Below are 21,327 nucleotides of genomic sequence, written 5' to 3' on the forward strand. Positions count from 1 at the left end.
TCCGCGCACGCCTCATGCGCCCGCGCGGGGGCCGCCCGGCAGGGTTCGGCGGAACAGGGCAAGCAGCGCGTCCCATCCCTGCGCGGCGGCGTCGGCGTCATAGACGGGGAAGTCCGGCATCATCCAGCCGTGGGCGGCCGGGTAGATCCGGGCAGTGTACCGGACGCCCGCCTGCGTCAGGGCCTCCTCCAGGCGCTCGGCCATCGCGGGCGGGTAGCTGCCATCGTTCTCGGCTGCCGCGATGGTGACCTCCGCCCGCAGCTTCGCGACGAACCGGTGCGGGCTCGTCGGTGCGTCGGTGGCGAGGTTGCCGCCGTGGAAGCTGGCCACCGCCGCGAAGCGATCCGGGTTCCGCCCCGCCGCGGCCAGCGCCATGCCGCCACCCATGCAGAAGCCCACGGCACCGACGGTCGCGCCCGCGACGTCGGCGCGCGTATCGAGATAGGCCAGGATCGCGTCCGTATCCCCCGCCGCCTTCTGAGGATCGGTGGTGGCCATCAGCGGGCCGAGGGTTGCGCGGAAGTCGCCGGCGAAGACCTCCCGCGGCACGAAGGGGCCGTAGGGCCCGTAGCGGTAGAAGAGATCCGGCAGGGCGACGACGTAGCCGGCCTCGGACAGGTGCCGGGCCATCTCGCGCATCGCCGGCCGGATTCCCCCGGCATCCATGTAGAGGATCACCCCCGGCCACGGCCCGTGGCCGGGGGGCACCAGGACGTCCATCGGGCAATCCCCGTCGGGCGTCCGGATCGTTACGCGCTCGTTCGGCATCGGCCTCTCCCGGTTCGGATCCCGGCGACTATGCCCGGTGCGGGTGGCGGGGCAACCCGGCCGGAGGCGACGCGTCAGTCCTCGCGGGAGCGCAGCAGGTCGGGTCGGCGCTCCTGGGTGAGGCGCAGAGCCTCGCCCCGGCGCCATCGCGCGATGGCGCCGTGGTTGCCGCCGGTGAGGACGTCCGGGATCGCCCGGCCCTCCCAGTCCCGGGGGCGGGTGTAGTGCGGGTACTCGAGATGGCCCGTCTCGAAGCTCTCCTCCTCGCCGGAGGCGAGCTTGCCCATCACGCCGGGCAGGAGGCGCACGCAGGCGTCGAGCACCACAAGGGCGGCGATCTCGCCGCCGGAGAGGATGTAGTCGCCGATGGAGACCTCCTCGAGGCCGCGCCCGGCGATCACGCGCTCGTCCACGCCCTCGAAGCGGCCGCAGACGACGAGCACGCCGGGCCCCGCGCTCAAGGACCGGACGCGCGCCTGCGTGAGAGGCCGGCCCCGTGGGCTCATGAAGAGCCGGGGCCGGGGATCGTCGGGCGCGCCCGCGGCGTCGATGGCGGCGGCGAGGACGTCGCAGCGCAGCACCATGCCGGCGCCGCCCCCGGCGGGGGTGTCGTCCACCGCCCGGTGCCGGCCGAGGCCGTGCTCGCGGATGTCGCGGGCCTCCAGGCTCCAGGTGCCCCGCGCCAGCGCATCCCCGGACAGGGACACCCCGAGCGGCCCCGGAAACATCTCCGGATAGAGGGTGAGGACGGTGGCGTTCCAGGGACTGGCGGTCATGGTGCTTACTGGCGCGCGGAGGCGCGCCGGGTCAACGTGGCACCGATCCGGCGGCGGCGGGTTAAGCCTGCATGGCCGCTTCCCCCGTGCTCCGCCCCCGGATCCTCGTTGCCCTCGTCCGGACCGTCACCCTGGCGCTGGCCCTGACGGGGTTCGGCCTGTTGCGGCCCGTCCGGGCGGCCGAGCCTCTGGCCCCGGCGGGTACGCCCGCCGCGGCCTTCCCGAAGCCCGACCGGCCGGTGGCCGAGATCGTCGCCCCGCTCTGGGCCTCGGAGGCGCAGCGCGATTCCGTCGACGAGGTCGGGCAGGTGATGCGGCTCATGGGCATCGCGGCCGGCCAGAGTGTCGCCGATATCGGCGCGGGCAGCGGCTACTACACGGTGCGGATGGCCGAGCGGGTCGGTCCCCAGGGACACGTCTACGCCGAGGACGTGACGCCGCGCTACCTGGTAGGGCTGGAGGGGCGCATCGCCAAGAGCGCGCTCACCAACGTCACGGTGGTGCGTGGCGAGCCGCACGATCCACGCCTGCCGCCGGCCTCCCTCGACGCCGCTGTGCTGGTCCACATGTACCACGAGATCGCCCAGCCCTTCGGCCTGCTCCACAACCTCGCGCCGATGATGAAGCCGGGCGGCCGGGTCGGGATCGTCGACGCCGACGACGTGCCCTCGCGGCACGGCACGCCGCCAGCGCTGCTCGCCTGCGAGTTGACGGCCGTCGGATACCGTCAGACCGGCTTCTCGGTGCTGGAGGGCGGCGTCGGCTACCTCGCGATCTTCGCGGCACCCGCCGCCGCCGACCGGCCGAATCCGGGTTCCATCCGCCCCTGCCAGGACGAGACCACCCGGGGCGCCAAGGATGGGGCGTCCAAGCGCGCGCGGTGAGCGGGTGGGCGACTCCGCCTTCAGGCGCTGGTGTCGAGGACCAGGGCCGAGGACGCGCTGCTGGTGCGGTTCGTTCCGTTGGCGCCGTAGGCGGACCCGGTGGCCTGGACGCTCTGCAGTTGCTTGATGAAGCTGCTCAGGAGGTCGCTGACCGAGGCGCGCGTGGCGGAGCCGTTCGTCGTGCCGTCATCCGAACCGGACGCCGCGCCGTCCGGCGGCGGACCTGGGGGCGGGCCGCCCGCCTCGCGCGCACCGTCGGCCTGCGACGCGCGCGTGCTCTGCCCGCCGCTGGCGAAGAGGGATTTCAGCGCGCCCGCCTGATCGTCCGTGAGGGTGCCGGCGCTGACCTGATCCGCGATCAGTCCGTCGATCCGGTCCGTCAGGGAGGCCGGATCGCGCGCTGTCGCCGCTCCCCCGGCGGCCTTTCCGCTCGACGACGCGGACAAACCCGTGTCGATCGCGGTGAGGGCCGAGGTGAGGGCGGTGGCGTCCGTGCCGCTCAGGGCGCCGGCGGACAGTTCGCTGGAGATGGTCGACGCCATCTGCTCCTTCATCGCCCCGTGAGGGCGCGGTGGCGGCCGCGGGGCGAAAACCGGGGAGGCCGCGGAGGCGATGGTGCTCATGGGGGCGCATGCGTGTTCGGGATACCGGGATCGCCCGGCCGTCAATTCGTGGGAAATTTACCCACGATGTTCTTAACGGCCGGTTATCCGGGATTCGGGATCCGTCGCGGTGGTCGCGCGTGCCGGCGGGGCGGGGGGAGCCCGTCACGCGGCCGCCCTCACCCGCGGCTTCACCTCGGTGCCCAGCAGGGCGATGGAGCGCTGCATGGCCTCCGGCTCCTGCATCGCCGAGCTCATCTGGAAGGTGAGGCGGGACAGGCCGCCGAGGACGGCGTCGGCGGCCCGCACCTTCGCGGCGACCGTCTCCGGGGCGCCGATGAGGTAGGACCCGCCGGGCGCGCACATGGCGGCGAACTGCTCCTCAAGGCCGGAACTCGGCCAGCCGCGTTCGGCCCCGATCTTGCCGAACATCGCGGCCCAGCCCGGATAGAACGCCTCCCGGGCCGCGCGGTCGGTGTCGGCGACGAAGCCGATGGCGTGGACGCCGACCTTCAGGGTCTCGGGGGCGTGCCCGGCCCGGCGGCCGGCCTCGCGGTAGAGCTCCACCAGGGGCCGGAAGCGCTCGAAGCGGCCGCCGATGATCGCCACCATCAGGGGCAGGCCGAGGGTGCCGGCGCGGGCGAAGGAGGCCGGCGTCCCGCCCACGCCGACCCAGATCGGGAGGCGCTCCTGGTACGGGCGCGGGTAGACGCCCTGTCCGGTGAGCGGGGGGCGGAAGCGGCCCCGCCAGGTGACGTGGGTCTGCGCGCGCAGGGCGAGCAGCAGCTCAAGCTTCTCCGCGAACAGGGCGTCGTAGTCCTCGGCCGCGAAGCCGAACAGCGGGTAGGCCTCGCCGAAGGAGCCCCGTCCGACCACCATCTCGGCGCGGCCCCGGGCGATCAGGTCGAGGGTGGCGAAGTCCTGGAAGACCCGCACCGGATCGGCCGCGCTCAGCACGGTCACGGCGCTGGTCAGGCGGATGCGACGGGTGCGGGCGGCCGCGGCCGCCAGGATGACGGCGGGGGCGGCGTCGAGGAACTCCGCCCGGTGATGTTCGCCGATGCCGAACACGTCGAGGCCGGAGCGGTCGGCGGCTTCGACCTCGTCGAGCAGGCGTTCCATGCGCTCGGCCGCCGAGAGGGTCCGGCCCGTCTTCGGATCGGGGAGGGTGACGGCGAAGCTGTCGATGCCGATGTCCATGGTGGGGTCTCTCGCGGGCGGGGGCGACGTGACGCGGGGGCGACGGGCAGCGAAGGGTTTCCGCCGATCAGCGCCGCAGGCCCAGGACCGAGCGGGTCTGGTCCCGGCGCAGCCAGGCCAGGGTCGCGGTCAGGACGAGGAGCACGGCGGCCGGGGCGGCGGGCGTGGGCAGGACGACCAGGTGGGCGATCACGGCGCCCACCATGGTGGCGGCGAGCCAGAGGGCGGCGAGGCCCGCGAAGCCGGGGATCAGCAGGGCGACGGCGCCGGCGACCTCCACGAGGCCGGTGACGATCCGGAACCACTGGCCGACGCCGATGAGGTCGTAGACCTGCACCATCATCGGCGCGCCGGCGAGCTTGGCGCCGCCCGCCGAAAGGAAGACGAGGGCGAGGAGACCCTGCAGCGCCCAGGCCGAGACGGTGCGGGCGCGCGTGGGAGCGGGAGAGGCGGTGAGGGCGAGGGACATGGGGGATCATCCGGGTCTGCGATCGCCGGGGCCGGAGCGGCTCGGCTGTGAGTCCCGATCTAGGTGGTGGCCCTCTCTCAGCGAAGCCTCTATCATTCGATGCATCCCATCACCCAGGCAGATGGATGCTCGACCCGCTCACGCTCGATCAGCTCCGCACCTTCGTGGCCGCCGTGGACACCGGCAGCTTCTCGGCCGCCGGACGCAAGCTCGGACGCGCGCAGTCCCTGGTGAGCCAGTCCCTGGCCAACCTGGAAGCCCAGTCGGGGGTGAAGCTGTTCGACCGCACCAGCCGGTACCCGGTGCTGACGGAGGCCGGGCGCGTGCTCCTGGCCCATGCGCGCGCCACGGTGGCGGCCGCCGAGACCTTCAAGGCGCAGGCCCGCGACCTCGCCGGCGGCCTGGAGCCGGAGGTGAGCATCGTCCTCGACGTGCTGTTTCCGATCCAGGTGGTGACGCAGGCGGTCGCGGCCTTCCAGCCGGCCTTCCCCGAGACGCCCCTGCGCATTCAGGTCGAGACCCTGGGGGCGGTGATCGCGCCGGTCCTCGACGGACGCTGCGCCTTCGCGGTGGCGGGGGCGACGCCCCTGTTGCCTCCCGAACTTGCCCGCGAGCCCCTGCGGCAGATCGAACTCGTGATGGTCGCGGCGCCCGCTCACCCGCTCGCCCGCCGGACCGGCCCGATCGCCACCGCCGACCTCGCCGAACAGGTCCAGCTCGTTCTGACCGACCGCAGCGACCTGACCAAGGGGCGGGAATTCGGCGTGTTCTCGCCGCGCACTTGGCGGCTCGCCGACCTCGGATCGAAGCACGCCTTCCTGCGCTCCGGCCTCGGTTGGGGCGGCATGCCCCTGGACGTGGTGGCCGAGGATCTCGCCAACGGTCAGCTCGTGCGCCTCGACGTCGCCGCCCTGCCGAAGGGCGGTCTGTTCCTGCCGATGTGGGCCGTCTACCCGATGGAGCGTCCGCCGGGCCCGGCCGGCCGCTGGCTCATCGGCCAGCTCCGCGACGTCTCCCCGGGCGCCTGATCCGGGGAAGGCGGGTGGGCCTCGGCCGCGCTCGCGCCGAGCTGGATCGGGGATGATCCGCGGCTTCGAGCGGTCTCGGATCGATCCGCACCACCGAACTTCTCGAAATGACGGGTCTCAGTTCATCTAGAAGAAGAAATCCTCCGCAATCTCCATTAAACTTTAATCGGCGTGCTGGATCTTGGCCGGAAAATTCGGGGTGCTCCCATGTCGTTTTTATCCAGGGTCAAGATTTTACCGAAGCTGGGAGCCATCGTAGCACTCATCGCAATAATGGTCGGCGTCTGTGTCTGGTTCGCTCAGGGGCGTATGATGGAGATCGACAATGCCTATAGTCTGTTCATCTCACGGGATGCCAAGGGTGCGGCGACCGCCCGCCGGGTGAACCGGCTCGTTTTCGAGATGAATTACTGGGTCTACCGGGTCATCGCGGAAACCGAGGACGCCCAGATGAAGGCGGCCAATGACGGATTCGAGGCCACGCTCGCGCCGATGCGCCAGGCCCTCGCCGACCTGCGTCTGCAGGCCCCGTCCTTCGGCACCCGCGTCGAGGCGCAGACCGCGCGCGTCGAGCGGTTCGTGCAAGACGTGTCCGAGGTCCGCCGGCTTGGGACGGCGAACCGGAACGCGGAGGCCATCGTTCTGGTGCACCGCGCCATCGACCCGACCTTCGCCCTCATGGTCCAGGAAGGCAGCCAGCTCGGCGAGGACATCGCCGCGTCGATGGAGAAGGGCTCGGCCGATTTGACCGCCCAGACCAATGCCACCCGCCACAGCCTGATCCTGTTCAGCACCCTCGGCATGCTCGCCGGCCTCCTGACCGCCGCCTTCGTGGGCATCCTGGGGATCACCCGGCCGCTGGCCAGCCTGGTCGGCGTTCTCGAGCGCATGGCGCAGGGCTCCTTCGAGGCGACGATCCCGGAGGCGCGCCGCGGCGACGAGGTCGGCGCGGTCGCCCGCGCGGTTGAGGGCATCAAGACGATGGTGGCGCAGAAGGCGGCCGAGCAGGCCGAGATCCGCCGCATCGCCGACGCGGCCGCGGTGACGGAACGCAGGCGCACGATGATCGAGCTTGCGGACGGCTTCGAGCGCGCCGTGGGCGGCATCGTCGGTCTCGTCTCGTCCTCGGCGACGGAGTTGCAGGCGACGGCCCAGCAGATGACTGCGACGGCCCAGGAGACGGCGGCCCAGTCCAGCCAGGTCGCAGCGGCGGCCGAGGAGGCCGCGTCGAACGTCGGCACCGTGGCGGCCGCCGCCGAGGAACTCGGCTCCTCGATCCAGGAGATCGGCCGACAGGTTCAGGGCTCGGCGGGGCTCGCGCAGGCGGCCGTCGGCGAGGCGGATCAGACGGGCCAGCTCGTCCAGGCCCTGCGGACCACCTCGGCCCGGATCGGCGACATGGTCGGGCTGATCTCGAACATCGCCGGGCAGACCAACCTGCTGGCACTGAACGCCACCATCGAGGCGGCGCGGGCGGGCGAAGCGGGGCGGGGTTTCGCGGTGGTTGCCACGGAGGTCAAGGAGCTGGCCGGGCAGACCGCCCGGGCGACGGAGGAGATCGCGCGCCAGATCGGCGAGATCCAGGGCGTCACCGACCAGGCGGTCTCCGCGATCGGGGGCATCACCGGCCGGATCCGCGAGATCGACGGAATGGCGAGCGGCATCGCCGCGGCGGTCGAGCAGCAGGGGGCCGCCACCCAGGAGATCGTGCGCAACGTCGCCCAGGCGGCCCAGGGCACGAGCGAGGTCACCGGCAACATCTCGGGCGTGGCCAGGGCCTCGGAGGAGACCGGTGCGGCGGCCACGCAGGTGCTCGCCTCGGCCTCCGAGCTGTCGCGCCAGTCCGAGCATCTCAGCGCCGAGGTGAGCCGGTTCCTCTCGGGCGTCCGCGCCGCCTGAGACCCCGTCCGATGGATGGCCTCGGGTGGCTCGGTCGGATCAGGACCCCTCTTCCGAGCGGGCGAGGGCCGGGGTGAGGGGCATGCCCCATCCGACGCGGTTCCACACTCCACCCCGTCCCTCTCCGTCCTGGAGAGGGGACCCGCGCGTGACAGGTGCTGTCGGACTCGACCGGAGCGGGCATGCGGCAGCCCAGGCGGGGCCTGATTCGGCCGGGGCCATGCCCTTCCTCCGAGTCGGATCGCCGCGCCATGTGACCCGAAAAGGTGCCCCACCGGGGCCCCCAGGCCGCGGAACCGCCCGGCGGCTCCCGGCCTCGGCGTCCCGAAGTGGTTTGCTGAGACAAATGGGCTCCGGCGTCACCGCGTCGGTTTCCGGCTTGGGGACGGACAAGCTCTGCTTAGGACTTTCCGTGGCATCTGAGTCTCGAATGCACAACCGGAGGTTTCGGAGTCGCCGATGCGGATGCTGCCGGATCTCACGAGCCGCCTGAGCGCGGCGCGAGCCTGGATCGGACTCGGCGTCCTGGCGCCTCTCGGCCTCCTCGTGGTGTCCGGCCTGATGCTGGTCGATCTGCGCAACGATGCCTGGGACAAGGCCGCGCAGACGTCCCGCAACCTGCTTCAGGTCATCGAACGCGACATCGCGCGCAACGTCGAGATCGTCGACCTCTCCCTGCGCGGCGCCGTCGACAATCTCGCGGCGCCGGGCTTCTCGGCCGTGAGTCCGGCCCTGCGCCAGCTGATCCTCTTCGACCGGGCCGTCACGGCACGGGACATGGGGGTCTTCCTCGTGGTCGACGAGAACGGCGACACCGTCTACGACGCGAACGCGGTCCCGGCCCGGCCCCTGAACAACGCCGACCGCAGCTATTTCCGCGCCCATCGCGACCGGCCCGACCTCGGCCTGTTCATCAGCGAGCCCATGACCTCGCGGATGCTCGGCGTCCCCATCATCGTGCTCAGTCGCCGGATCAACAAGCCGGACGGCAGCTTCGGCGGCGTGGTCCAGGCCTCCCTGAAGCTCACCTATTTCAGCCGCCTGTTCGCCAATCTCGCCCTCGGCGCAAAGGGCGCGATCAACCTCTACGCCCGCGACGGGCGGCGCATCATGCGGCACCCCTTCTTCGAAGGCGCGATCGGGGACAGCGTCGCGGCCTCGCCGTCCTTCCAGCGCTTCGTTCGGGAGGGCAGCGGCAGCTTCCTCGGCAGCGCCGTCCGCAGCACCGAGCCGCGCCACCACACCTTCACGCGGATCGGCGACCTCCCCCTGATCCTCGCCGTGACCCTGGCGCCCGACGAGATCGATGCCGAGTGGCGCGCCAAGGCGCTGGTGATCGGCAGCATCGTGTCGATCCTGTGCGGGCTCTGCGCCGGCCTCTCGCTGCTCTTCGGGCGCGAGCTCCGGCACAGGGGACGGATGCAGGTGGAACTGGCGCGCCTCTCCCTCACCGATCCGCTGACCGGCCTGCCGAACCGGCGCCGCTTCGAGGAGGCCCTGGCGGATGTCGAACGGTCGGGTCGCTCCGGCGGCGCGCCGTTCTCCCTGCTGGTCATCGACGCCGATCACTTCAAGGCCGTGAACGACCGCCACGGACACGCCGTCGGGGACGAGGTCCTGCAGGGATTGGCGCGCTGCCTCCTGGCGAGTGCGCGCCACCCGGGCGATCTCGTCTGCCGGGTGGGCGGCGAGGAGTTCGTGATGCTGCTCGCCGGAACGGACGGGGCGGGCGCCCAGCGGGTGGCCGACGCCGTCCATGCCGAAGTCCGCCGCCTCGGGCTACCCGCCGCCGGCATCCCGGCGGGCGCCCTGACGGTGAGCATCGGCCTGGCCAGCACCGCGTCGGTCCGCGCGGGGGCGAGAGGGGCCAGAGAGCTCTACCGCGTCGCCGACGCGGCGCTCTACGCCGCGAAGGGGAGTGGTCGCAACCGGACCTGCATCGGTCCGCCGCGGAGCGCGTGCGCACCGGGCGAGGGGGCACCGGGCGCGCAGGCCGACGCCGCCTGAGAGCCGGGTGCGTCGCGCGGCCGGGTGCGGAGATCGCAGGCGGAGGACTCTTTCCCGTCCGGGGAGGAGGGATTTCGGCGATCGGCGGCGTCGGCGCGATCGCGCGGCCGCCTTCCCCTCAGGCGGGCTCGTCCGGGGGGCGCGGCTGGGCCGGGGCGAACAGGTCCTCCGGCGGATCGACCACGACGCGGCCGCCGGCGATGTCGAGCTCGGGCACGAAGATTTTGGTGAAGGGCAGGAGTGCGGTGGCGCCGCCCAGGGCCGGCTTAATCTCCAGGAGATCGCCGCCGCCGTAGTTCGGCACGTCCGCGACGGTGCCCAGGACCGTGCCCTGCGTGTCGACCACCGCGAGGCCGACGAGGTCGGCGGTGAAGAATTCGTCCGCGTCCGACACGGTGCCGAGGCGCTCGCGCGGCAGGTACAGGGCGAGGCGGTTGAGGCCTTCCGCGCCGGTGCGGTCGCCGACGCCCTTCACCCGCACGACCAGCAGGTCGGGGGAGGCGCCGCCGGCCTGCCGGACGTCCGTGAGTTCGACGCGGCGGCCGTCGGCGCCGATCAGCGGCCCGTAGGACGCGATCGCCTGCGGGTCGCCGGTGTAGGATTTCAGCCGGACCTCGCCGTTGAGCCCGTGCGCCCGCCCGAACTCGCCCATCTGGACGAGGCTCGGGTCGGTGGGCGGCAGGGGCGCGTCGGCCTCGGGCCGCGGCCGGTGGGCCGAGGTGGCCGCCGCGCTGCCGATGCGGCCGGGCCGCGCACGGCGCCCGCCGTCACCGTGGGTCGATGTGCCTCCGGGACGACGGGCCATGCGGGGGACCTCAGGCCGCGGCGTCTTCGGCCGGGGCGGCGGCCTTCTCGGCACGCTTGGCGGCGCGCTCCTTGGCCTTCTCGCCCGGCTCGGCCTTCTGCGGGTTGTTGCGCGCGGGGCGCTTGGCGAGGCCGGCGGCGTCGAGGAAGCGCAGGACGCGGTCGGTGGGCTGGGCGCCCTTGGCGAGCCAGGCCTGGATCTTGTCGGCCTCGAGCACGATGCGGGCCGGATCGTCCTTGGCCTTCATCGGGTCGTAGACGCCGACCTTGTCGATGAAGCGGCCGTCGCGGGGGGCGCGGGCGTCGGCGACGACGATGCGGTAGTACGGGCGCTTCTTGGCGCCGCCACGGGTGAGACGGATCTTGAGGGACATGGTTTGACTCCAAAGGTCAGTGTGTCGTGTGAGGGCGAGGCGCGCGTAGCGAATGGCGAGTCCGTGGGCGCGAACCCGACTCGCTATGCGCTACGCCCCCGTCGCTACTTCTTCTTCCCGAAGGGGAATCCGCCGAGACCCGGCAGGCCGCCGGGGCCCTTGGGACCCCCGAGCCCGGGCAGGCCCGGCATCTTGCCCCCGAGGCCCGGAGGCATCGGGGGGAGCTTGCCGCCGAGCTGCTTCTGCATGTCGGCGATCATTTCCGGCGTCGGCTCCGGCATGCCGGGGGGCAGGCCGGGCATGCCGCCCGGCATTCCACCACCCCCCATGCCGAACATCGAGCCGAGGGCCTGGCCGATGCCGCGCTTGCCCGAGCCCATCGCCTTCATCATGTCGGCCATGGTCCGGTGCATCTTGAGGAGCTTGTTGAGCTCCTCCACCTTCGTCCCCGAGCCCGCCGCGATGCGCTTCTTGCGGGAATTCTTGAGGATGTCGGGATTCTTCCGCTCCTGGGCGGTCATCGACGAGATGATGGCCCGCTGGCGCTTGAACATCTTCTCGTCGAGGTTGGCGTTCTCGACCTGCTTCTTCATCTGGCCCATGCCGGGAAGCATGCCCATCAGGCCGCCAATGCCGCCCATCTTCTCCATCTGGGCGAGCTGCATCGACAGGTCGTCGAGGTCGAACTTGCCCTTGCGCATCTTCTCCGCCGTGCGGAGCGCCTGCTCGTGGTCGATGGTCTCGGCCGCTTTTTCGACGAGGGAGACGATGTCGCCCATGCCGAGGATGCGGTTGGCGACGCGGGAGGGGTGGAACTCCTCCAGGGCGTCGACCTTCTCGCCGGTGCCGACGAGCTTGATCGGCTTGCCGGTGACGGCACGCATCGACAGGGCCGCGCCGCCGCGGGAATCGCCGTCCATGCGGGTCAGGACGATGCCGGTGACGCCGAGACGCTCGTCGAAGGCGCGGGCGGTGTTGACCGCGTCCTGGCCGGTGAGGGCGTCGGCGACGAGGAGCACCTCGTGCGGGTTGGTGGCGGCCTTGACCTCGGCCGCCTCCGCCATCAGCGCCTCGTCGAGGGTGATGCGGCCGGCGGTGTCGAGCATGACCACGTCGAAGCCGCCGAGGCGGGCCGCGTCCATGGCGCGCCGGGCGATCTGAACCGCCGACTGGCCGGCGACGATCGGCAGGCTCTCGACCTCGACCTGCTTGGCCAGGATCGCGAGCTGCTCCATGGCGGCCGGGCGGCGGGTGTCGAGGGAGGCCAGCAGCACCCGGCGCTTGTCGCGGGCGACCAGCCGGCGGGCGATCTTGGCGGTGGTGGTGGTCTTGCCCGAGCCCTGCAGGCCGACCATCAGGATGGCGACGGGGGCCGGGGCGTTGAGATCGATGATGCCGGCTTCCGAGCCCAGCATCGCCACGAGTTCGTCGTTGACGATCTTGACGACCATCTGGCCGGGGGTGACCGACTTGAGGACGACGGCGCCGACGGCCTTCTCGCGCACCTTCTCGGTGAAGCTACGCACCACCTCGAGGGCGACGTCGGCCTCCAGCAGGGCGCGCCGGACCTCGCGCAGGGCGGCGGTGACGTCGGCCTCGGTGAGGGCGCCGCGGCGCGTGAGGCCAGAGAGGATTCCGGAGAGGCGATCGGACAGGCCTTCGAACATGCGTCAGGCTCCCTGGACCGGCATCGTCGTCGGACCGGTCACTGGTTGACGCCCGCGCTCTCGGCCCGGCGCGCCTGGAGCGCGTCCTCGAAGCCGCGGATCGCCTGGGCGAACTTGTCCCGGCAGCCCGGGTCGCAGAAGCCCACCACCGCGCCGTTGTAGAGGGTGAGCGAATCGGCCGCGATCGGCTTGCCCGACCACGGGCAGGTGTCGTTCACCGCATCCTCGATGCGCAGGGTCGTGTTCGCGGCAGCGTTGGGCATCGGGACTCGCGACGACGGTGTGGCCGGGGCCGACGCCCTGTCCCCAACGCGAAACCCGCCCGAGGGCGCATCGCGCTGTCGGGCGTTGACCTCCGGCCTCGCAGGGCCGGTCGGCGTTCGTGGTGACGATCAGACCGTCGAATGAATAGGGAGGCGGTTAGTCCGACGGCGGGCCTGAGTCAAGTTTTGCGGGTGCCGCGCCATTCCTTCGTTGACCTCTGTCGGATCGAAGGAAGGGATCGCTTCCTTTCAGTCGCGTGCGAAAATGCGGCGAAGCGTCGATTCGCCAGGAGGCCTCGTGCGTTCCGTTCAGATCCGTGACGCCGCCCCGGACGACGCGTCGGCCATGGGGCATCTGCATGTCGCATCCTGGCACGAATCCTATGCCGGGCTGTTGCCCGAGACCCTGCTGGCGGACCTCTCCGTCGCGGCGCGGGTCGCACGATGGCAAACGATCCTCGACGCTCCTGCGGCGCGGGGGGTGGTCGCCGTCCTTGTAGCCGATGAGGGCGGCGGTCTCGTCGGCCTCGCGTCCTGTGGCAGCCAGCGGGACGCTACGCTGCGGACGGCCGGATTTGATGGCGAGATCAGCGCGCTCTATCTACGTCAGGCTCATCAGCGCCGGGGATTGGGCCGTCGCCTGATGCGGCGGATGGGGGCGGCCCTGATGGACCGCGGCTTGTCCACCGCGAGCGTCTGGGTGCTGCGCGAGAACGTCGGCGCGCGCGCGTTCTACGAGCGGCTGGGTGGGGAGATTGTGGGGGAAGCGATCGACCCGAGCGGCGACGTGGCCCTGGTAGAGGTGGCGTATGGCTGGCGCGATCTGTCCAGGCTGGCAAAAGCCACGAGCTCGGTGTCGGCGGATCACTCCCTCACGACGCATGTCGCCAACCCGCGTATCGCGACGCCAACCTGAACCAACCTTGCTGAGACGCCATGGGCGAGCCGCACGATTCCAGGACGCAATTGATCGCAAATGAACGCGCGAAGCTGACGGCCACCTACGTGAATGGCGTGGCCATCGCCGTTCTCGCGGTCGGTGGTTTGGCACCACTCTTTTCCCAGCGCGGCGCAGGGGCGGCGGCACCGGACAGGCCCTGGCTGACGCCCGTGCTGTCGCTGCTTTGCATCTGCGTCAGCGGAGCCCTACATTGGGCGGCAAGAGGTTTTCTGCGGGAACTCCGGTAATGGACGCCCATACCCTGACCCTGCTGCTGTTCCCACTCGGCGCCCTGGCGCTCGGTCTCGGAACCCTGTGGTTCGCCCGCCGGGCGCATTGAATCGCGCCCGCCGACCTGTCCGATCAGCGCCCCGCCGGCGGAAGCCCCGGCAGCGCCGCGAGCGTCGCGTCCGAGAACGCCATCGCCTTGAACAGGCTGCCCATGCCGCGCCGGGACGGGTCGGTCAGGCGGGTCGCCGCCGCCGTGATGGCCTCGCGCTGCGGCTCGCTCGCGGTCCGGCCCAGCCCCTCGGCGCGCTCGCGCAGGCCCAGCGCCAGAAGAAAGTCGCGCTGGTCCACGGGGCCGTGCAGGATCGCCCCTTCGCCGGTGGCGGCCCGGCCGAGGGCGCTGAAATCCACGTGGGTGGTGAGGTCGGCCTCGCCGGGGGCGGCCAGCGGCGGAACGAAGGCGTGGCCGCGCACGGCCTGGAGCGAATCGCCGAAGCCCGGCCGGACGTGGCCGTAATCCACGAGGAGGACGGCGCCCCGGTGGGCGACCACGCGGCGGGCGAGGCCGCGCACGGCGTCCAGGGCGGTGCTCGGCAGGGTCATCAAGACGCCGGTGGGGCCGCTCGCGGCGATGCGCGTGTCGGGCTCCGCCGCCAGGCCGAAGGCGAGGGCGCTGCCGTCCGGCAAGAGGCCGACGAGGCGCTCGAACCAGCCGCGCTCGGCCCGCTGGAACTGGCGGACGGGGAGGGCGTCGAAGAACTCGTTGGCGATCACGATGGTCGGGCCGTGCGGCAGGGTGTCGACGGATTCGTGCCAGGTCGGGGCCGCCCCCGACAGGCGGGATTCCTGCTCGCCCCGGAGCACCGGGCTCGTCTCCACGAGGTGCAGGGCCGGGCGCAGGGCCGGCGCGGCGCGGGACAGCGCCCGCAGGGCGTCCTGCATCAGGGTGCCGCGACCGGGGCCGAGCTCCACCAGGGCGAGGTCGGGGGGAGCGCCCATCGCCTCCCAGGTCGCCGCGATCCAGATCCCGATCAGCTCGCCGAACATCTGGCTGATCTCGGGGGCGGTGACGAAATCGCCCCGCGCCCCGAGGGGGTCGCGGGTGCGGTAGTAGCCATGCACCGGATGGCCGAGGCAGAGGGTCATGTAGCGGTCGAGTCCGATCGGACCCGAGGCCAGGATCTCGTCGCGGATCGCGGCGAAGAGCGGGCTCGTCACGCCGGATCGACCTTCGCGGGCGACGCCGCCCCGTCCTCGATCGCCACGCGCGGGCGGGTGGTGCCGCGCAGGGCCAGGACGATGGCGGCGAGGCCGACGAGCGCCATCGGCACGCAGAGCACCATGCCCATGGTGATGCCGCCGGTGGACCAGGTCTCGGTGCCGAACAGGTAGCCGAGCTGGCGGTCGGGCTCGCGGAAGAACTCGCAGAACGTGCGCGCGACGGCGTAGCCGAGGACGAAGATGCCGCCCATGAGGCCGGGCCTGCGGAAGCCGCGGGCCCGCACCGCGATCATCATCACCACGAACAGGAGAGCGCCCTCGGTGGCCGCCTCGTAGAGCTGGCTCGGGTGCCGGGGCAGGGGGCCGCCGGTGGGAAACACGATGGCGTAGGGAAAGTCCGGGGCGATGCGGCCCCAGAGTTCGCCGTTCACGAAGTTGGCGATCCGCCCGAAGAACAGCCCGATCGGCACCACGACGGCGGCGAGGTCGAGGAGGGTGAGGGCCTGAAGCTTCCGGGAGCGGGCGAACAGCACCATGGCCAGCACGGCGCCGAGGAAGCCGCCGTGGAACGACATGCCGCCGTTGCGGATGGCCAGGATCTCGATGGGGTCGGCGATGTAGAGCGGCAGGTTGTAGAACAGCACGTAGCCGATGCGGCCGCCCAGCACGACGCCCAGCGCCACCCAGACGATGAGGTCGTCGATGTCGTTCAGGCTCGGGCGCCGCACCACGCCCCAGTAGCGGTCCGCCGCCACCAGCCGGCGGGCATAGTACCAGCCGCCCAGCAGGCCGACGATGTAGGCGAGGGCGTACCACTTGATGGTGATCGGCCCGATCGCCACCGCCACCGGATCGATGGCGGGGAAGGGCAGGGCGAAGAGCGGCGGCATCGAGGCGGTGTCCCGGTTGAGCCGGGGCATTGGGCCCGAGCCCGCCCGGGGGTCAACCCCGCCGCGGACATGGCCGGCCCCGCCGCCCGCCCTGTAACCAAGCCTCCCCGATCACCTCCCGGCGGTCCGCGGCCGGCCGCCGCGATCAGGCGGCCCGGACGGTGGCGAGGAAGCTCGCCACTTCCGTGCGCAGCTGCTCGGACTGCCGCGAGAGGTCCGCGGAGGCCCGCTGCACCTGGTCCGCCGTCGCGCCCGCCTCGGCGGCCGAGCGGGCCACCGCCTCGATGTCCTGGCTCATGGCACCGGTGCCCGAGGAGGCCTGGCCCATGTTGCGCACGATCTCCTGGGTCGTCACCCCCTGCTCCTCCACCGCGGCGGCGATGCTGCTGGTGACGAAGCTCATGCCCTCGATTCGCGTGACGATGCTGCGGATCGCCCCGGTGGCGCCGGTGGTGGCCGAGCGGATGGCATCGACCTGCTCGGCGATCTCCGTGGTGGCGCGGCTGGTCTGCTCGGCGAGGTTCTTCACCTCCGCGGCGACGACGGCGAAGCCGCGGCCTGCCTCGCCGGCCCGCGCCGCCTCGATGGTGGCGTTCAGGGCCAGCAGGTTGGTCTGGCTGGCGATCTGCGAGACGAGGCCGACCACGTCGCCGATCCGGGTCGCGGCCTCGGACAGGGTCTGCATGGTGGCGGCGGTGCGGCCGGCCTCGTCCACGGCCTGGGCCGACATGGTCGCGGCCTGTTCGACCTGGCGGCCGATCTCGCCGACCGTGGCGCCGAGCTCCTCGGCCGCCACCGCCACGGCGTTGACGTTGCCCGCGGTCTCCTGCGCGGTGGCCGCCACGGAAGTCGAGCGCCGGGCCGTGCCGGCCACCGCCTCGGTCATGCCGGTGGCGGCGCCCTGCAGGTCGCCGGAGGCCTGCGAAACCGTGCCGACGATGCCGCCCACGGAGCGCTCGAAGCGGTCCGCGAGGTCGCGGAGCAGGGTCCGCCGCTCGGTCTCCTCCCGCAGGCGCGCCGCCTCGGTGGTCTTCAGCTGCTGCGCGGCCTCCTCCAGGGAGATGTCGCGGATGGTGACGACGGCTCGGGCGATGTCGCCGATCTCGTCGGCACGCCGGCTGCCCGGCACCTCGGCCAGGGATTCGCGCCGGGCGAGCGCCTGCAGGGCCCGGGTCAGCGCGCCGAGGGGACCCACGATGGTGCGGGCGAAGAGGAGGCCGAGGATCGCCGTGGCGGCGAGGACGGCGAGGGCCGTGACCGCCAGGGCCCGGGTGAGGGTGCCCACCGCCGTGAGGGTCTCGTCCTCGGCCTGCTCGGCCAGGATCGTCCAGGGGGCGCCGAGCACCGAGACCTTGGCGGTCGCCACCATCCGACGGTCGCTCCCGTTGGCGTAGGTGAAGGGGTGCTCGCTGGCGAGCTCCGCTTTGTCGAGGCCGAGGTCGGTCGCGGGCTTGCCGGCCGTGACGGCTGGGGACAGGGGCGGGTTGGACCGCAGGGCACCGTCTGCGCCCACCGCCAGGATCTGGCCGGTCTCGCCGAGGCCGGCGCGGTCCGCGAGGGTGCGATCGAACAGGGCGGGGGTCAGGCGCAGGAGGACGAAGCCGATGCGCGCGGCCTCCTGGCCGGTGCCCATGGCGACGTTGGCGCGGCGGGCGATGGCCCGGCCGATGAAGGCCGACGGGACGGCCTCCGCCGGATAGGCGGCGTAGTCCTCGTACAGCGTCGCGTCAGAATCGGCGCTCTTCAGGCGCGCCACCAGGCGGGCGAGGCCGGTCGATGCCAGCGCGGGCTCGGATAGGGCCTGGCCGAAATCGGCGCCCTTGGTGGTGGTGTAGACGACGCGCCCGTCCTCCGACACGAAGACGAGATCGGCGTAGCCCGGGCGCTCGAGGAGCTTGCGGGCGACCTCCTGCACCTTGGCGTGGCGGCGCCCGTACATCGTGCCCGAAGCCTCCGCCCCGAGGCGCGCCTCGAGGTTCGCGCCACCCGTATAAGTCCGGACGAGCCCGGCGAAGTCGGGCTTGGCGGGGTCGAGAGCTTCGGCCAGATCACCGAAGTTGCCGCCGACCTGCGGATTGCCCGCCACCGTGACGAGGTCTCCGCCGATCCGTTCGGCGATCAGCTCGATCCCCGCCTTCCGGGCCGAGGCGGCGAACTGGAGGCGCTCCCGGGCCGCGTCGACCAGGCCGGAGCGGGCGCTGTACCAGCTCAGCCCGCCCATCACCGTGGCGCTGACGAGGGCCAGACCGACGGTGATCGCGGGCAGACGAAAGTTGAGGCTGGTCAAACGTGCCATGGGATACGCCCGAAGAGGAAGTGCGGACGTCGTTGCTACGGAGAAATGTTGAATTAAAACTTTCGTTCGGGACAATCTGGCAGCGTATCCAGAATTCCAGTCCGTGCGCGACAACCGCCCGGCGCTTGTCAAGTCTTGTGGCTGCGCGGACGAAGGGACGTGCGGGCGATCGACACCTCGTTCACCACTGCCCCTGATCCGGCGATGCCGCCGGCCTGCTTCAGGCCGCAGCGCCGGCCATGCCCTGGCCGTCGTCCAGGAACATCCGGTAGGCCGGGTTGTCGGTCTCGTCGACGCACGGGTAGTGCAGGGCCTCGATCGCCGCATCGAAGCGGGCGCGCTCGGCCGGCGGTACGTCGATGCCGGCGAGGACCCGGCCGTAATCGGCGCCATGGTTGCGGTAGTGGAACAGCGTGATGGCGAAGCCGTCGCCCAGGGCGTCGAGGAACTTCATCAGCGCCCCCGGCCGCTCGGGAAACTGGAAGCGGTAGAGCCGCTCGTCGGCGAGGCCCGTGGCGCGTCCGCCCACCATGTAGCGGATGTGGACCTTGGCCATCTCGTTGTCGCTCATGTCGACGGTGCGGTAGCCGGCGGCCTTCAGCGAATCGATGAGGGCATGCTTCTCCCGCAGGCCGCCGGCGAGGTTGATGCCCACGAAGATCTGCGCGTCGGCGCCGGCGGCGTAGCGGTAGTTGAATTCGGTGATCGCCCGGGGGCCGAGGGTCTGGATGAAGGCGCGATAGGCGCCGGGCCGCTCGGGGATGGTGACGCCGAGCAGGACCTCGCGCTGCTCGCCGAGCTCGGCGCGCTCGGCGATGTGGCGCAGGCGGTCGAAGTTGAGGTTCGCCCCGCTGGAGATCGCCACCAGGGTGCCGGTGCCGCCCTCCTGCCGGGCGGCGTAGGCCTTGGCGCCGGCCAAGGCCAGGGCGCCGGAGGGCTCCGAGATGGCGCGGGTGTCGTCGAAGATGTCCTTCACCGCCGCGCACATGGCGTCGGTGTCGACGGTGATGACCTCGTCGAGGTACTCGCGGCAGAGCCGGAAGGTTTCGGCGCCGGCCTCGCGCACGGCGACGCCGTCCGCGAACAGGCCGACCGTGGGCAGCACCACGCGTTTCCCGGCGGCCAGCGCCGCGGCCATGCAGGCGGCATCGTCCGGCTCGACGCCGATGACCTTGGTCTCGGGCCGCAGGTATTTCACGAAGGTGGCGACGCCTGCCGCGAGGCCGCCGCCCCCGACGGGCACGAAGATCGCCTCGATCGGCCCGGAATGCTGGGTCAGGATCTCCATCCCGATGGTGCCCTGGCCGGCGATCACGTCGGGATCGTCGAAGGGATGCAGGAAGGTCAGGCCGTCGCGCGCCTCCAGCTCCCGGGCATGGCCCAGGGCCTCGTCGAAGGCATCGCCGAACAGGATGACCTCGGCCCCGCGCGCCCGGCAGGCGTCGACCTTGATCGCCGGGGTGGTGCGCGGCATCACGATCACGGCGCGGACATTCAGGCGGGCGGCCGCCAGGGCCACGCCCTGCGCATGGTTGCCGGCCGAGGCGCAGACGACGCCCTTGGCCAGCAGCTCGGGGGCCAGGCCCGACATCTTGTTGTAGGCGCCCCGCAGCTTGAACGAGAAGACCGGCTGCAGGTCCTCGCGCTTCAGGAGCACCGGACGGGCCAGACGCGCCGACATGCGCGGCATCGGGTCCAGCGGGCTCTCGATGGCGACGTCGTAGACGCGGGCGGTGAGGATCTTGCGGATGTAGTCGGTCAAGGAGACACGGGCTCCGGCGGTGCTGCGGTGCGATGGGACGTGTGCCCGCACATAGGCGCTCGGCGCGCCAGAAGCGAGCGAGGCGCTGTCGCGGGGCGCCGGCCCGGTTCCCGCCCCGCAACGGCGGCGTGGCCGCCGTCGCGGGGCGGCAGGGGCTACCGGTCGAACAGGGCCTGCAGGGCCGCGCGGTCCTTGGTCTTCGGCAGCGCGATCAGGGTGAGGATGCGCGCCTTGTCCGGCGTCAGGTCGTCGGCGAAGACGGCGCCGGCCTTCAGCAGCGTGTTGCCGCCGCCCTTGAAGCCGTACACCGGCAGGGCGCGGCCGTCATAGACCTTGGTGGCCACGACGACCGGCACGCCCTTGGCGATGACCTCCGCGATCGCGTTGTGCATCTCGGCGTTCATGTTGCCCCAGCCATAGGCCTCGACCACGATGGCCTCGGCGCCGGTCTCGGCCGCATGACGCACCTGGCTGCCGTCGGCCCCCGCATACATTGCCACCAGATCGACCCGCGGCATGCGGTCGGGCAGGGGCAGGGTCTGCCGGCGTAGGGACTTGCGGCTGAACACGACTCGATCCTCGTCGACGTAGCCGAGGAAGCCCGCATCGCCGGAATTGAAGGTCTCGACGTTGCTCGTGTGGGTCTTGCGCACCTCGCGGGCGGCGTTGATGTGGTGGTTGAGCGTCACGGTCACGCCCATGCCGGTCGAACCGTCGGCGAGGATCTGCCGGGCGGCGTTGAGCAGGTTGCGCGACCCGTCCGAATCCCAGTCGGAGGCGTTGCGCTGGGCGCCCACCAGCACGATCGGCTTGTCGCTCTTCACGGTGAGGTCGAGGAAGTAGGCGGTCTGGTCGAGCGTGTCGGTGCCGTGCAGGACGATGGCGCCGCGGATCGTGGGATCGGCCAGGATCTCGTCGACCTTGCGGGCCAGGCCGGGCCAGCGGTCCGGTCCCATGTAGTCGCTGGGGACGTTGCTGAACTCCGTCACGGCGATCGCGGCGATGTCCTTGAGCTTCGGGACCGCCGCGACGAGGTCCTCGCCGGAGAGCGCCGGCACCGGCGCGTGGGTGGTGGGGTCGAGCTTCATCGCGATCGTGCCGCCGGTGGCGATGACCGCAATCTTCGGCAGGTCCGCCGCGCTCGCTGGAGGCATGAGAAGAAGTAGACCGCTGAGGCCGAACAGTGTTCGTCTCAGGATTGTAACAACGGCCATGAACGCACCTCAGTTGACTCCGGTCGTTCCATCAG

19 protein-coding genes and 1 pseudogene are annotated in these 21,327 nt (G+C 71.8%); 6 read left to right on the plus strand and 14 right to left on the minus strand.

Features of this window, described 5'->3' with window-relative positions:
- Window positions 1-12: 12 nt before the first annotated feature.
- Both ASG51_RS00150 and trmD read right to left on the minus strand, forming a co-directional pair.
- Window positions 13-768 carry a dienelactone hydrolase family protein gene (locus ASG51_RS00150; protein WP_056378337.1) on the minus strand — a complete coding sequence of 252 codons (756 nt, stop codon included), beginning with the start codon at window positions 766-768 and terminating at the stop codon, window positions 13-15.
- A 74-nt stretch (window positions 769-842) separates the two neighbouring features.
- Window positions 843-1,544 (minus strand): tRNA (guanosine(37)-N1)-methyltransferase TrmD, encoded by a 702-nt coding sequence (gene trmD, locus ASG51_RS00155; RefSeq protein ID WP_056378339.1) that lies wholly within the window; start codon window positions 1,542-1,544, stop codon window positions 843-845.
- A 71-nt stretch (window positions 1,545-1,615) separates the two neighbouring features.
- Between trmD and ASG51_RS00160 the strand changes: the two genes are divergently transcribed.
- Window positions 1,616-2,428 carry a methyltransferase domain-containing protein gene (locus ASG51_RS00160; RefSeq protein ID WP_082513804.1) on the plus strand — a complete coding sequence of 271 codons (813 nt, stop codon included), beginning with the start codon at window positions 1,616-1,618 and terminating at the stop codon, window positions 2,426-2,428.
- 20 nt (window positions 2,429-2,448) lie between these two features.
- Here ASG51_RS00160 and ASG51_RS00165 read toward each other — a convergent pair whose 3' ends face one another.
- From ASG51_RS00165 to ASG51_RS00175, 3 genes are all read right to left on the minus strand, one after another.
- The gene (locus ASG51_RS00165; protein WP_056378894.1) at window positions 2,449-2,970 is read right to left on the minus strand and encodes a hypothetical protein; all 522 of its coding nucleotides are present in this window, start codon (window positions 2,968-2,970) and stop codon (window positions 2,449-2,451) included.
- Between the two features lie 225 nt (window positions 2,971-3,195).
- Window positions 3,196-4,230, minus strand: a complete 1,035-nt coding sequence (locus ASG51_RS00170; RefSeq protein WP_056210867.1) for an Atu2307/SP_0267 family LLM class monooxygenase — start codon at window positions 4,228-4,230, stop codon at window positions 3,196-3,198.
- 67 nt (window positions 4,231-4,297) lie between these two features.
- Window positions 4,298-4,699 carry a DoxX family protein gene (locus ASG51_RS00175; protein WP_056378340.1) on the minus strand — a complete coding sequence of 134 codons (402 nt, stop codon included), beginning with the start codon at window positions 4,697-4,699 and terminating at the stop codon, window positions 4,298-4,300.
- A 125-nt stretch (window positions 4,700-4,824) separates the two neighbouring features.
- On the opposite strand from ASG51_RS00175, the gene ASG51_RS00180 reads away from it, so the two are divergent.
- The 3 genes from ASG51_RS00180 to ASG51_RS00190 all read left to right on the plus strand — a co-directional run bounded on the left by ASG51_RS00180 (window position 4,825) and on the right by ASG51_RS00190 (window position 9,633).
- Window positions 4,825-5,727, plus strand: a complete 903-nt coding sequence (locus ASG51_RS00180; protein WP_056353587.1) for a LysR family transcriptional regulator — start codon at window positions 4,825-4,827, stop codon at window positions 5,725-5,727.
- Window positions 5,728-5,934: 207 nt separating this feature from the next.
- Window positions 5,935-7,626, plus strand: a complete 1,692-nt coding sequence (locus ASG51_RS00185; RefSeq protein ID WP_056378342.1) for a methyl-accepting chemotaxis protein — start codon at window positions 5,935-5,937, stop codon at window positions 7,624-7,626.
- 459 nt (window positions 7,627-8,085) lie between these two features.
- Window positions 8,086-9,633 (plus strand): sensor domain-containing diguanylate cyclase, encoded by a 1,548-nt coding sequence (locus ASG51_RS00190; RefSeq protein ID WP_056378345.1) that lies wholly within the window; start codon window positions 8,086-8,088, stop codon window positions 9,631-9,633.
- 118 nt (window positions 9,634-9,751) lie between these two features.
- Here ASG51_RS00190 and rimM read toward each other — a convergent pair whose 3' ends face one another.
- The 4 genes from rimM to ASG51_RS00210 form a co-directional block, all read right to left on the minus strand.
- Entirely contained in the window at window positions 9,752-10,438 is a 687-nt protein-coding gene (gene rimM / locus ASG51_RS00195; RefSeq protein WP_056210876.1) for a ribosome maturation factor RimM, read from the minus strand.
- Between the two features lie 10 nt (window positions 10,439-10,448).
- On the minus strand, window positions 10,449-10,811 hold the full coding sequence (gene rpsP, locus ASG51_RS00200; protein ID WP_055957770.1) for a 30S ribosomal protein S16: 363 nt from the start codon (window positions 10,809-10,811) through the stop codon (window positions 10,449-10,451).
- A 104-nt stretch (window positions 10,812-10,915) separates the two neighbouring features.
- Window positions 10,916-12,478: a signal recognition particle protein gene (ffh, locus tag ASG51_RS00205; RefSeq protein WP_056378347.1), complete on the minus strand. Its 1,563-nt coding sequence runs from the start codon at window positions 12,476-12,478 to the stop codon at window positions 10,916-10,918.
- Window positions 12,479-12,516: 38 nt separating this feature from the next.
- The gene (locus tag ASG51_RS00210) at window positions 12,517-12,741 is read right to left on the minus strand and encodes a hypothetical protein (RefSeq protein WP_056210880.1); all 225 of its coding nucleotides are present in this window, start codon (window positions 12,739-12,741) and stop codon (window positions 12,517-12,519) included.
- Window positions 12,742-13,039: 298 nt separating this feature from the next.
- On the opposite strand from ASG51_RS00210, the gene ASG51_RS00215 reads away from it, so the two are divergent.
- Window positions 13,040-13,657, plus strand: a complete 618-nt coding sequence (locus tag ASG51_RS00215) for a GNAT family N-acetyltransferase (RefSeq protein ID WP_056378348.1) — start codon at window positions 13,040-13,042, stop codon at window positions 13,655-13,657.
- Window positions 13,658-13,677: 20 nt separating this feature from the next.
- Entirely contained in the window at window positions 13,678-13,929 is a 252-nt protein-coding gene (locus tag ASG51_RS23030; RefSeq protein ID WP_082487694.1) for a hypothetical protein, read from the plus strand.
- A gap of 115 nt (window positions 13,930-14,044) precedes the next feature.
- Here ASG51_RS23030 and ASG51_RS00220 read toward each other — a convergent pair whose 3' ends face one another.
- The 5 genes and pseudogenes from ASG51_RS00220 to ASG51_RS00240 all read right to left on the minus strand — a co-directional run bounded on the left by ASG51_RS00220 (window position 14,045) and on the right by ASG51_RS00240 (window position 21,232).
- A complete protein-coding gene (locus ASG51_RS00220; protein ID WP_056378351.1) occupies window positions 14,045-15,127 on the minus strand; it encodes an SAM-dependent methyltransferase in 1,083 nt (360 codons plus the stop codon).
- Window positions 15,124-16,020: a prolipoprotein diacylglyceryl transferase gene (lgt, locus tag ASG51_RS00225; protein ID WP_056211418.1), complete on the minus strand. Its 897-nt coding sequence runs from the start codon at window positions 16,018-16,020 to the stop codon at window positions 15,124-15,126. The genes ASG51_RS00220 and lgt overlap by 4 nt, the downstream gene beginning before the upstream one ends.
- A 145-nt stretch (window positions 16,021-16,165) precedes the next feature.
- Window positions 16,166-18,316, minus strand: a complete 2,151-nt coding sequence (locus ASG51_RS00230) for a methyl-accepting chemotaxis protein (protein ID WP_056272941.1) — start codon at window positions 18,314-18,316, stop codon at window positions 16,166-16,168.
- A gap of 220 nt (window positions 18,317-18,536) precedes the next feature.
- Window positions 18,537-20,195: pseudogene (ilvA, locus tag ASG51_RS00235) on the minus strand (threonine ammonia-lyase, biosynthetic); the annotation flags it as partial.
- Window positions 20,196-20,233: 38 nt separating this feature from the next.
- Complete coding sequence (locus tag ASG51_RS00240) at window positions 20,234-21,232, minus strand: asparaginase (RefSeq protein WP_056378354.1); 999 nt, start codon at window positions 21,230-21,232, stop codon at window positions 20,234-20,236.
- Window positions 21,233-21,327: the final 95 nt, after the last annotated feature.

The organism is Methylobacterium sp. Leaf465, assembly GCF_001424705.1.
Lineage (GTDB): Bacteria > Pseudomonadota > Alphaproteobacteria > Rhizobiales > Beijerinckiaceae > Methylobacterium.

Bases quoted from the DNA above. Each gene is read 5' to 3' on its own strand.
- ASG51_RS00165 (WP_056378894.1), bottom strand. From the start codon at position 2,970: ATGGCGTCGACCATCTCCAGCGAACTGTCCGCCGGCGCCCTGAGCGGC.
- rpsP (WP_055957770.1), bottom strand. From the start codon at position 10,811: ATGTCCCTCAAGATCCGTCTCACCCGTGGCGGCGCCAAGAAGCGCCCG.
- ASG51_RS00160 (WP_082513804.1), top strand. From the start codon at position 1,616: ATGGCCGCTTCCCCCGTGCTCCGCCCCCGGATCCTCGTTGCCCTCGTC.
- ASG51_RS00230 (WP_056272941.1), bottom strand. From the start codon at position 18,316: ATGGCACGTTTGACCAGCCTCAACTTTCGTCTGCCCGCGATCACCGTC.
- ASG51_RS00185 (WP_056378342.1), top strand. From the start codon at position 5,935: ATGTCGTTTTTATCCAGGGTCAAGATTTTACCGAAGCTGGGAGCCATC.
- ASG51_RS00175 (WP_056378340.1), bottom strand. From the start codon at position 4,699: ATGTCCCTCGCCCTCACCGCCTCTCCCGCTCCCACGCGCGCCCGCACC.
- ASG51_RS00190 (WP_056378345.1), top strand. From the start codon at position 8,086: ATGCGGATGCTGCCGGATCTCACGAGCCGCCTGAGCGCGGCGCGAGCC.
- ffh (WP_056378347.1), bottom strand. From the start codon at position 12,478: ATGTTCGAAGGCCTGTCCGATCGCCTCTCCGGAATCCTCTCTGGCCTC.
- rimM (WP_056210876.1), bottom strand. From the start codon at position 10,438: ATGGCCCGTCGTCCCGGAGGCACATCGACCCACGGTGACGGCGGGCGC.
- ASG51_RS00170 (WP_056210867.1), bottom strand. From the start codon at position 4,230: ATGGACATCGGCATCGACAGCTTCGCCGTCACCCTCCCCGATCCGAAG.
- ASG51_RS00180 (WP_056353587.1), top strand. From the start codon at position 4,825: ATGCTCGACCCGCTCACGCTCGATCAGCTCCGCACCTTCGTGGCCGCC.
- ASG51_RS23030 (WP_082487694.1), top strand. From the start codon at position 13,678: ATGGGCGAGCCGCACGATTCCAGGACGCAATTGATCGCAAATGAACGC.
- trmD (WP_056378339.1), bottom strand. From the start codon at position 1,544: ATGACCGCCAGTCCCTGGAACGCCACCGTCCTCACCCTCTATCCGGAG.
- lgt (WP_056211418.1), bottom strand. From the start codon at position 16,020: ATGCCGCCGCTCTTCGCCCTGCCCTTCCCCGCCATCGATCCGGTGGCG.
- ASG51_RS00150 (WP_056378337.1), bottom strand. From the start codon at position 768: ATGCCGAACGAGCGCGTAACGATCCGGACGCCCGACGGGGATTGCCCG.
- ASG51_RS00240 (WP_056378354.1), bottom strand. From the start codon at position 21,232: ATGCCTCCAGCGAGCGCGGCGGACCTGCCGAAGATTGCGGTCATCGCC.
- ASG51_RS00210 (WP_056210880.1), bottom strand. From the start codon at position 12,741: ATGCCCAACGCTGCCGCGAACACGACCCTGCGCATCGAGGATGCGGTG.